Raw genomic sequence first — 10,541 nt, 5'->3', positions numbered from 1 at the left:
TTTTGGGATCATACTTGATTATGCACACACGCCGGACAGCCTGAAAAATGCGCTTTCCACAGTGCGCGGATTTGCGCCGGGGCGTGTTGTAACGATCATTGGCTGCGGAGGCAACAGGGACACGACAAAACGTCCGATCATGGGGCAAATTGCGGGTGAGTATTCCGATTTTACGGTATTGACGTCCGATAATCCGCGTTTTGAAGAACCTGCGGAGATCATCGATCAGATCGAAGAAGGTATGAAGGAATCCGAAGGGGAGTATAAGCGCATTGAAGACCGCAGGGAAGCGATCAAATGGGCGATCAAGAATGCACAGCCAAAGGATATTATTTTGCTGGCGGGAAAAGGACATGAGGACTATCAGGAGATCAAGGGCGTAAAGCATGATTTTGATGAAAAAGTCGTTGTGGAAGATATATTGAACGAACTTGGTTTTGCAAATAATGAAGAAGACGAAAAGGAATAAGGTTTTATGGACTTTATGATAGATATGTTATTCACGATATTGATCGCATTTGGAATAACATTTGTTGCGGCAAAGATCATCATACCGCTTTTGAGAAAAGCAAAGGCGGGGCAGCACGTGAGGGACGACGGGCCGCAGACTCATTTGGTAAAGGAAGGCACGCCGACGATGGGCGGTATCATTATGTTGATCGGCATTGTTGCGTCGAGCTTTATTTTTGCTTCCGGAGATATACGGTATACGGTTTTTGCCGTGGTCACAGTACTGGCTTTTTCGGTCATCGGATTTTTGGATGACGGCCTGAAGCTTTTCAAAAAACGTTCGCTGGGGCTGCGCGCATGGCAGAAGATCGTTCTGCAACTGGTGGCGGCGGCGGTGGTTGCATGTCTGGCGTATTTTTGGCTGGACATCAAGACGGTCTACCTTCCGATCGCTGAGACGGAATGGCAGCTCGGAGCGGGGTTTATTCCATTCACGATGTTTGTGCTGATTGCAATGGTCAATAGCGTCAACCTGACGGACGGGCTTGACGGCCTTGCGACAGGCATTACGCTGATCAACTCTGCGACGTTCGTGCTGATTTTCATTTTCAGCGTGCTGGGTGCAACGATGATCAGTCCGGAGATACAGTCGGACATGTCGAATATGACGATGTTTGCGGCGGCTGTGATGGGGACGTGTATCGCGTTTTTGTGCTTTAATGCACATCCGGCAAAGGTATTTATGGGAGATACGGGCTCGTTCCTTTTGGGTGCGGCTCTGACGGCAATGGGCATTGCCACGGAAATGCAGCTTTTTCTGCCGATCATGGGCTTTATGTTCGTGCTGTCGGCGATCTCGGTGATCATTCAGGTAGGTTCTTTCAAGCTGCGGGGGAAGCGTGTGTTTCGCATGGCGCCGCTGCATCATCACTTTGAGCTTGGCGGCGCACCTGAGACAAAGGTCGTATCGGGCTATATGATTGCAACGATGCTTTTGAGTGTGGGTAGTTTATTGTTGTTCTTTGCATGACTTTCGGAGGCAAGAGATGGAATACAAAAACAAGAAAGTTTTGGTAATAGGGATGGCAAAAAGCGGAGTTTCCTCCGCTGTATTGCTGTGCAAACTGGGCGCGGATGTGACGATCTACGACGTGAAAAGAAAATCCGATCTTCCGGAGGGGCTGCTTGCGGAGCTTGACCGGTATGAATATCATGATATGCTGGGCGTTGACCCTACCGACCGAATAGAAGAAATGGATATGCTTGTCTTGAGCCCGGGCGTGCCGCTTGGGTTGCCCTTTATTAAGCGTGCGTACGAATTGAATAAAAAAGTCATCGCAGAAATAGAGCTGGGATTTGACGTTTCTAAAGCGGACTTTATTGCGATTACGGGTACGAATGGTAAAACGACGACAACGGCGCTGACCGGAGAGATATTCAAAAACGCGGGCATACATACGCATGTGCTGGGCAATATAGGCGTACCGATCACACAGGAAGCATTGGACACACAGCCGGGAGACGTGGTGGTCGCGGAGACTGCTGCGCTGCAGCTAGACACGATCGATACCTATCGTCCGAAGGAAAGCGCGATCTTAAATATCACAGAAGACCATCTTGACCGCTATGGTACGATGGAAAACTATATTGCTGCAAAGGCAAAGATATTCAAGAACCAGAGGCCGGAAGACTTCTGTGTATTAAATTATGACAATGAGATCGTAAGGGGGCTCGCGCACGAGATAGACGCGCAGGTCTTCTGGTTCAGCACGGATCATATCCTGACAAACGGGGCATATGTACGTGACGGAAACATTTGTTTTGCGAAAGACGGTGAAGTACAGGTCATCATGCCGGCAAAAGAACTGCATATTCCGGGTAAACATAATCTGGAAAATGCGTTGGCTGCGACTGCTCTTGCGTGCCTTTACGGGATACCAGTGAAGGTGGTGGCGGATACTCTGCGGGAATTTCCGGGGGTAGAACACCGGATCGAATTTGTGCGTAAAGTAAACGGCGTATCGTTTATCAACGATTCGAAGGGGACGAATCCGGATGCGACCATCAATGCGATCCATGCGATGACAGAGCCTACGGTACTGATTTTGGGCGGATATGACAAGAAAAATGATTTTGTACCGTTGTTTATGGAGTTTACACCGATGATCAAGGCGGTGCTTGTACTAGGAGATACGGCACAAAAGGTTATTGACGCGGCGCTGGCGTGCGGATACGAGAACTATATCAAGGCAAACGGGTTTGAGGATGCGGTGTTGAAGGCTTATAGCATTGCAGAGCCCGGAGACAATGTCTTGCTTTCCCCGGCGTGTGCAAGCTGGGATATGTTTGAAAACTTTGAACAGCGGGGAAGTGTGTTCAAGGAAATCGTGAAAGGTTTATAGGATGCGGAAAACGAATCTCCTGCAAAAGGGGTCGATTGATTATTCGTTATTGATCGTGACACTGATATTGATCGCATACGGCTTGCTGATGGTTTTCAGCGCAAGCTATTATATGGCACAGTCTTCGAAGCTATACGATTACGATGGTTTGGCATTGTTCAAAAAGCAGCTTGTAGGCGCGGCGATCGGGCTGGTGTTTATGATCTTCTTCATGTTCTTTGATTATAAGAAACTTATAAAATTAAAGTATGTGCTGCTTGTACTTGCGGGAATATGCTTAGTTGCTGTTTTTATTCCGGAAATCGGCGTAAACGTCAACGGGTCGTCGCGGTGGATACAGTTAGGGCCGCTTCCGCAATTGCAGCCGGCAGAAATTGCGAAGGTCGCATTGATCGTTTTTATTGCTTCGGTGATCTACGTGAATCGAAACAGGATGAACACCTTCCGGTATGGCGTGATCCCTTCGCTGCTGGCGTTGATCCCTGTTTGCATTTTGCTTTATTTTCAGCCGAACTTTTCTGCGATCATCGTGCTGTGCGCCCTTACCTTTATTATGATCTTTGTGGGAGGCGCAAAGGCATGGCACCTATTGGCATTGGGCGGCGCTGGCGTTGTGGGCGGCTTTGTCCTGATGACGACGGGAGAGAGGGCCGGATACCGCGTGGATCGCCTTTTGAGCTTTACAGAGCCGTGGCAGAACGCTTCCGGCGGTGGTTATCAGGTGCTGCAATCCCTGTACGGGATCGGCTCGGGCGGGCTTTTTGGGCAAGGGATCGGCAATGGTACGCAAAAGCTTTCATGGCTGCCTTACGGTGAATCGGACTTTATCTTCGCGATCATAGGCGAAGAATTGGGGCTGATCGGTGCGATCGTGCTGCTGGCATTGTTCATCTTCCTGATCTACAGAGGGATCAAGACTGCCGCGCAGTCGCCTGATCTGTTCGGGACGATGCTTGCAACGGGGGTCACGACAGTGATCGCACTGCAGGTCATTATTAATGTAGGAGTTGTAACGGCCTCGCTGCCGCCTACGGGCGTGTCGCTGCCGTTTATCAGCTATGGTAGCTCGTCGCTTGTCATATTTATGAGTATGATTGGAATCATGCTTAATATTTCCAAACAATCGCGACGAATTATGATGGCAAAAAGGACAGAGGAAGAGTAAGAGGGAGCAATGAAAAAACAACACAAACGCGGCGTTGGGAAAACAATTTTAGCAGTTGTTTTGATTATATTACTGCTCGCCGGAGCAGGTTACTTTGTTTATGTGTATTTTCAGGTGGAGGACGTGAAAGTATTGGGAACGGCGAAATATGACGCAAGTTATGTCGTGAAGCTGGCCGACGTTCCGCCGAAAACACATATGTTTATGGCTGATACAGATAAAATTGAGGAAAACATTGAAGCAGAACCATATCTGCAGGTGGAGAGCATTGCAAAGAGTTACCCCAAGACTTTGGTGATCACGGTGAGCGAACGGGAACCGAAGGCTTTGATTTTGCATGCGGACAAGTACTGGCTGGTGGATGGAAATGCAAACGTGCTTGAGATGATGGATGCGCCGCCGGAACAGCAATATCCCGTGGTGAGTGGTATCACGATCAACTCGGTCAATCTGGGAAAACCGGTCGATACGGAAGATATATTCAAGATTTCTGTGCTTTCTGATATTTTGGCGGAAATCGAAGCAAAGGATTTGTATTCCACGATATCCACGATTGATCTTTCCGATATCAATAACATCAGGATGCAGTCTTACGACGGGATGATGATCAAATTCGGCCAGTCGGACAAGATCGCGGACAAAATGAAATGGATCAAGAAGATGCTGCCTAAGCTGGCGGCGGATGGAAATACCAGCGGCGTATACGATGTTACGAGCGGCACCAGCGGCACGTACCGTATGACGGATGACGCTGTTGCCTCGCAGCCGCCTGCTGGTGATGCAACACAGCAGCCGGACGCGGGTGAGACCACAGAACCGGCAGGTACGGATGAGCCGGCAACGCAGGAATAGCAGGCAAAATAGACAATGCAAGACGCTTTTGGTAATATTTGTGCATAGATTGCGAAAATGCAACGGAAATGTGACATATATTATATAAAAGTATTTTGTTTTTTTTTCAATTGTGATATGATAATAAAAATAGTGGTCAAAAAATGACGATTAAGAATGCCTGAAGGTTGGTTTTTGAATGAAAGACTTCAAAACGATTATAGAGTTTGGAACTTCTAAAATAGCATGTGCGGTTGCAGAAAAAAAACAGCGTATGGGACTGGAAGTTTTAGGCTATTCCCAAATTCCCTACGCCGGTATCAAAAAAACGAACTGGGTCGATTCAAAGGAAGTGCTCGGTGCTGTTGAACAGGCGCTGGAATCTTGTGAACGACAGGCTGGATTTCGTATTCGAAGTGCAGACGTCGGGATTCCGGGGTCTTTTATTAAGGTCATAAACCGCAAGGCGCAGGTTCCTGTGAAGGGACGTGTGACGGAGCGCGATATCGACCTGCTGATCGAGCGTGCGAGAAGTTTTGATATTATGTCGGATTTAACGCTGGTGCACGAATGGCCTGCGTGGTTTTTGCTTGATGATAATAATGTTTATCTGGATCCTTATGATATTCCCGCAAAGCGCTTAAGAGGATGCGCGGCTTTTACGCTTGCCAATAAGTTCTTTTTGAACGACGCGATGGACTTGTTAAACCATCTCGGTGTGCGCGTGGACTATTTTATCCCGGAACCGCTTGCAGAAACGCTTTACCTCCTTCCGGAGGACAAACGCGATTCTCTTGCAGTTTTGGTCGATATCGGTTATTATAGTACAGATGTGTCGCTTGTTTATGGGGATTCGATCTTGTTTTTTACAACGATCCCGATGGGCGGCGGACATATCACGAATGATATTTCTTATGTGATGAAGGTTGATAAGGATACGGCAGAGCAGCTGAAAAGGCGTTATACGTTTGGCCTTTCTGACAACAGCAGCATTTCGCAGTTGTTTGCAAAGGATGCGGACGGGAAGTTGAAAAAGTATCCATACGACTTACTAAAAGAAATTATTGATTCCAGGGTGGAGCATCTGTTGCTTACGATCAATAGGATCACATCCAAACTGGAAGGAAGTATCGGCAGAAAAATCGAGGTGTTTATGACGGGCGGCGGGCTGTCCTTTATGAAAGGGTTTGACAGCTTTTACCGCGCTATTTCAGGAAGAACGCCTAATTTGATTAGAGTACCGAACACGAAGTTGGCGCCGCCTGATATGCATGCGGCATACGCACTGTTACAATATGCGTACGATGGGTATATCCAAAGCAAACCCCCGACGAGAAAGAAAGGTTTTTTCAGCAAGGGGCAGGATGTGCTGTTTGAATAAATTTATTCATACTCAAGGAGGAAGATTATGTCGCTCGAATTTGATAATAACAGTGAAAACTTTGCTAAGATCAGGGTTTTCGGAGTAGGCGGTGCAGGCAACAATGCTGTGAACCGCATGATAGAATTTGGTGTGAAAGGTGCGGAACTGATTGCTGTTAATACAGACAAGCAGGCGCTTTTCTTATCGAAAGCAGACCAGAAAATACAGATCGGTGAAAAGCTTACAAAAGGGCTTGGTTCCGGCGCCGACCCGGATACAGGAAGAAAGGCGGCGGAGGAAAGCCGCGAGGAGCTGGAACAGACAGTAAAAGGTTCTGATCTGGTATTTGTCGCGTGCGGCCTCGGTGGTGGTACGGGAACAGGCGCTGCGCCGGTTGTAGCTGAAATTGCAAAAGACAGCAACGCATTGACCATCGGATTTGTGACCAAACCGTTCTGGTTCGAAGGACATCCGCGTGCAAAGGCTGCGGACGTTGGATTTGAGACTCTAAAGTCGGTCGTAGATACGATCGTTACGATACCGAATGATAAGCTACTGAATACGGTAGGCAAGGATACGCCGCTCGTGGACGCGTTCCGTGTCGCGGATGATGTGCTTCGTCAGGGGATACAGGGTATCATTGACCTGATCGGCAAGCCGGCGCTTATCAACCTTGACTTTGCGGATGTGAAGAAAGTGATGACGCTGCGTGGCGTGGCGCACATGGGCATTGGTATCGGCTATGGCGAGAACAAAACAGTGGAAGCTGCGAAGCAGGCCATCAACAGCCCGCTTCTCGATACAACGATCGAAGGTGCGCGCGGTATTATATTCAATGTGACTGGCGATCCTTCGCTTGGTATGTACGAAATCCAGGAGGCAGCAAAGATCATCCAGGAGGGTGCGGATCCGGAGGCGGACGTATTCTTTGGCGTGTGCATCGATCCTTCGCTTGACGATGAAGTGCGCATTACTGTGATCGCGACAGGGTTTGACGCGCAGTCTGCAGAGGATGGTTCCACAGATAACCGGATCGATGCTTCCGGTAAGCCGAAATTGAGGGAGACGATCAGTTTTACGGACGAGGAACCGCTTGATGTAGAGCCGTTCTCTGCTCCTGCCAGCAGACAGAAGCCTTCGCTTGATATTCCGGATTCCCCGAGCCTTGGCGGTAGCGGCGGCAATGCGGAAGGCGGCATTGATATGTTCGGTGATGAGGATCTTGAGATACCGTCCTTCTTGAAAAAGAAACCGAGAAGAAACCGCAGCGATTATTAATCAGGAAACAAAAACTCCCTGCCAAAAGCAGGGAGTTTTTTTGTTGTGTGGATAACAATTAAGAGCTGTTAAATAATGGAAAACAGAAAATATAAAATTTTAATGAAAAATAAATAATTTATCATTAAAACATACGACACAAAACGACAAAATAATTGAAATATCGCATGATATGATGATAAAGGATAAGATTAACTTGAGGAGCATACCCGTAATGAAAAGTACGCCGGTTCTGGATAGCCGGAGAAAAACAAAATCGGAACTGATCGAAAGTCATTTGGATGTGGTATCGATCCTTGCATGTAAATATGCCAATTATCAGGTCAAAAAAGAAGAATTGGTATCGGTGGGAAGCATTGGCCTGATCAAAGCGGCTGAAAGTTACGATGCGACCAAAAATGTCAAGTTCAGCACATATGCCTCCACATGCATCAAAAATGAAATGCTTATGTATTTGCGCAGCAATTTACATGCTGCAAAAGAAATTTCGCTGGATGAAACAATGGCGAGAGCCGACGACGACCTGAAGCTGGAAGGCCTTCTTGGGACGGATAAAGATACGGTGTGGGACGTTGTGGAGAGACAGGAGAACCAAAAGCTGTTGGAAGAAATGCTGACGCATCTTTCAGCGCAGCAGCAGGAAATTATGAATTACCGCTTCGGGCTGAAGGGATATCCTGAAAAAACGCAAAAAGAAGTAGCGCATCTGATGGGACTTTCCCAGTCGTACATATCAAAAGTAGAAAAACAAATTTTGTCTTCTATGAGAAATAAAGTAAACGTCCGCTAAAGCATCTGGAAAAGGTGCTTTTTTTTACTAAATATGGTATAATATATCTGTTTCTGATTGGATTCTTCTCAATATGTATGGAGGAAAAAAGGTTGAAGTGTATTTATTGTGATTTTGCGGAAAGTAAGGTTGTGGACTCAAGACCTGTGGACGATGGGACTTCTATCCGCCGCCGGCGTGAATGCTTAAGCTGTGGAAAGCGTTTCACTACATATGAAAAGGTGGAAAGCCTTCCTGTTTTTGTTGTAAAGAAAGACGGGAAACGGGAAGCCTTTGATATTGAGAAAATCAAGAAGGGCGTTGTAAAGGCGTGTGAGAAACGTGAGGTTTCTTATGACGAGATCGAAGCGTTGATCAATGAGATCGAGCGTACGGTATACAATTCGCCTAAGCAGGAGATCACTTCGCATGAAGTTGGAGAGATCGTGATGGAAGGGTTGCGGCAGCTTGATGAGGTCGCTTATGTGCGCTTTGCATCGGTTTATCGACAGTTTAAGGATATCAATACATTCAAAGAAGAACTCAACAAGCTTCTGACGGAGAAATAAATGACGGATTTTGTACAACGGATACAGCATGGGTTTGAGCAGCGGGAAAAGAATGGCGTTCGTTATTTGGTGATCCCGTCGTTTGTTGAGGCGGGAATAGAAAAACACTGTTTTACCACGCGGATCGGCGGCGTGAGCGATGGCGTATATGCAACGCTTAACCTAAGCAGGACACGCGAGCAGAACCCTGCGAACAAAAAAGAAAATTTGAAACGCATATGCGATGCTATCGGCGTGGCATATGACAGTTTGACGCTTGTTAATTATGCGCACGGTGACGGCGTCTATCTGATGGACAAAAACGATGTTGGCAAAGGGATCACGAAGAAAACAGATTTGCCGCCGTGCGACGCACTGGTGATACGTGACGGCGGGATCACGGCACATACATTACATGCGGATTGTGTGCCACTGTTTTTATTAGACCCCATAAAGCGCGTGGCGTGCGTGAGCCATGCCGGATGGCGTGGCGTTTATGAAGGGATCACCGGCAACATCATCCGACTGTTTGAACAATGTGGGTGTCGACCTAGAGATATTCTTGTGGGGATCGGTCCGCATATTATGCCTTGCTGCTTCGAAGTGCAAGAGGACGTCGCCCGGCTTTTTATCGAAAAATTTGGCGAGGATGTGACGGAAGTACGAGAGGGCAGGACATATGTTGACCTGCAGCTGGCGCTGCTTAAGCAAATGGAGCAATGCGGCCTGCAGCCGGAGCATATCACATGCGCAGACCTTTGTACTTATTGCAGGGAGGATCTGTTCTATTCTCACAGACGGGATTGCGGGAAAACGGGTGCAATGGGTTCGTTTATCGCTTTTTGCTGATTGGTAAAAGAAGCTATGGAAAGAATATATCTGGATTATGCCGCTACCACCTATGTAAGGGACGAAGTGTTCGAGGAAATGTCGCCGTACTTTGGGATGTTTTTTGGTAATCCATCCAGCCTGTATGAAAGCGGCCGTGAGGCAGCGGGAGTGATCGAACGGGCGCGGGAAAGCATTGCAAAGAGCTTGGGTGCGGCGCAAAAAAACGAAATATATTTTACGGCATGTGGAACGGAAAGCGACAACTGGAGCCTTGCCGGCGTTATGGAAGCCAACGAGAAAAAAGGCAGACACCTTATCACGACCGCGACAGAGCACCATGCGGTGCTGCACACCGTCCGACACCTTAAGGCGCGTGGATATGATGTAACCGTATTGCCCGTTGACGAGTACGGCGCGGTGAGCGTGAAGCAGGTAAGAGAAGCGCTGCGCGAAGATACTGTACTTGTTTCCGTTATTTATGCAAATAATGAGGTAGGGACGATCAATCCGATCCGTGAGATCGGCGGTCTGGCGAAGGATGCGGGGGTCATTTTCCATACGGACGCCGTGCAGGCGGTGGGAAGCATTCCGCTCCACGTACAAAAAGACAATATCGATCTGCTGTCACTGTCTGCGCATAAGTTTTATGGGCCTAAGGGCATGGGCGCATTATATGTACGCACGGGCGTGCAGATATGCCCGTTGCTATACGGCGGTGCGCAGGAGAGGAAAAAACGTGCGGGCACGGAGAATGTGCCGGAAATCGTCGGTATGGCAAAAGCGCTTGCACTTGCTGTGGGGGAAATGGGTGCGGAATCTGAGCGGCTGTCCGGCCTGCGGGATTATATGATCAACAAAATGCAGGCGTTGCTGCCGCGTGCCGTACTGAATGGACATCCCTCGG

General features: G+C 48.0%; 11 protein-coding genes. All 11 read left to right on the top strand.

The window, feature by feature from the left end:
* A partial coding sequence (locus VB081_RS05670; RefSeq protein WP_323399868.1) for a glutamate ligase domain-containing protein occupies positions 1 to 469 on the top strand: 469 nt, incomplete at its 5' end.
* 6 nt (positions 470 to 475) lie between these two features.
* Positions 476 to 1,480 (top strand): phospho-N-acetylmuramoyl-pentapeptide-transferase, encoded by a 1,005-nt coding sequence (mraY, locus tag VB081_RS05665; RefSeq protein WP_323399867.1) that lies wholly within the window; start codon positions 476 to 478, stop codon positions 1,478 to 1,480.
* Between the two features lie 16 nt (positions 1,481 to 1,496).
* Entirely contained in the window at positions 1,497 to 2,852 is a 1,356-nt protein-coding gene (gene murD, locus VB081_RS05660) for a UDP-N-acetylmuramoyl-L-alanine--D-glutamate ligase (protein WP_323399866.1), read from the top strand.
* A gap of 1 nt (position 2,853) precedes the next feature.
* A complete protein-coding gene (ftsW, locus tag VB081_RS05655) occupies positions 2,854 to 4,017 on the top strand; it encodes a putative lipid II flippase FtsW (protein ID WP_323399865.1) in 1,164 nt (387 codons plus the stop codon).
* 9 nt (positions 4,018 to 4,026) lie between these two features.
* Positions 4,027 to 4,869, top strand: coding sequence for a cell division protein FtsQ/DivIB (locus VB081_RS05650; protein ID WP_323399864.1), 843 nt, complete (start codon positions 4,027 to 4,029; stop codon positions 4,867 to 4,869).
* A 178-nt stretch (positions 4,870 to 5,047) separates the two neighbouring features.
* Positions 5,048 to 6,229 carry a cell division protein FtsA gene (locus VB081_RS05645; protein ID WP_323399863.1) on the top strand — a complete coding sequence of 394 codons (1,182 nt, stop codon included), beginning with the start codon at positions 5,048 to 5,050 and terminating at the stop codon, positions 6,227 to 6,229.
* Positions 6,230 to 6,256: 27 nt separating this feature from the next.
* A complete protein-coding gene (gene ftsZ, locus VB081_RS05640; protein ID WP_323399862.1) occupies positions 6,257 to 7,489 on the top strand; it encodes a cell division protein FtsZ in 1,233 nt (410 codons plus the stop codon).
* 214 nt (positions 7,490 to 7,703) lie between these two features.
* On the top strand, positions 7,704 to 8,279 hold the full coding sequence (locus VB081_RS05635) for a sigma-70 family RNA polymerase sigma factor (RefSeq protein WP_323399861.1): 576 nt from the start codon (positions 7,704 to 7,706) through the stop codon (positions 8,277 to 8,279).
* 92 nt (positions 8,280 to 8,371) lie between these two features.
* Entirely contained in the window at positions 8,372 to 8,827 is a 456-nt protein-coding gene (gene nrdR / locus VB081_RS05630; RefSeq protein WP_323399860.1) for a transcriptional regulator NrdR, read from the top strand.
* Positions 8,828 to 9,655 carry a peptidoglycan editing factor PgeF gene (gene pgeF / locus VB081_RS05625; protein WP_323399859.1) on the top strand — a complete coding sequence of 276 codons (828 nt, stop codon included), beginning with the start codon at positions 8,828 to 8,830 and terminating at the stop codon, positions 9,653 to 9,655. It abuts the gene before it with no gap.
* 15 nt (positions 9,656 to 9,670) lie between these two features.
* Positions 9,671 to 10,541, top strand: an 871-nt coding sequence (locus tag VB081_RS05620; RefSeq protein WP_323399858.1) for a cysteine desulfurase family protein, incomplete at its 3' end; no start/stop codon positions are given.

It is taken from the genome of Christensenella sp. (assembly GCF_034927525.1).
Taxonomy (GTDB): Bacteria; Bacillota; Clostridia; order Christensenellales; family Christensenellaceae; genus Christensenella.
This window is presented reverse-complemented; position numbering and strand designations above follow the sequence as displayed.

Coding starts and splice junctions, on each gene's coding strand:
- VB081_RS05645 (WP_323399863.1), top strand. CDS start 5,048: ATGAAAGACTTCAAAACGATTATAGAGTTTGGAACTTCTAAAATAGCA.
- ftsW (WP_323399865.1), top strand. CDS start 2,854: ATGCGGAAAACGAATCTCCTGCAAAAGGGGTCGATTGATTATTCGTTA.
- pgeF (WP_323399859.1), top strand. CDS start 8,828: ATGACGGATTTTGTACAACGGATACAGCATGGGTTTGAGCAGCGGGAA.
- mraY (WP_323399867.1), top strand. CDS start 476: ATGGACTTTATGATAGATATGTTATTCACGATATTGATCGCATTTGGA.
- VB081_RS05650 (WP_323399864.1), top strand. CDS start 4,027: ATGAAAAAACAACACAAACGCGGCGTTGGGAAAACAATTTTAGCAGTT.
- murD (WP_323399866.1), top strand. CDS start 1,497: ATGGAATACAAAAACAAGAAAGTTTTGGTAATAGGGATGGCAAAAAGC.
- VB081_RS05635 (WP_323399861.1), top strand. CDS start 7,704: ATGAAAAGTACGCCGGTTCTGGATAGCCGGAGAAAAACAAAATCGGAA.
- ftsZ (WP_323399862.1), top strand. CDS start 6,257: ATGTCGCTCGAATTTGATAATAACAGTGAAAACTTTGCTAAGATCAGG.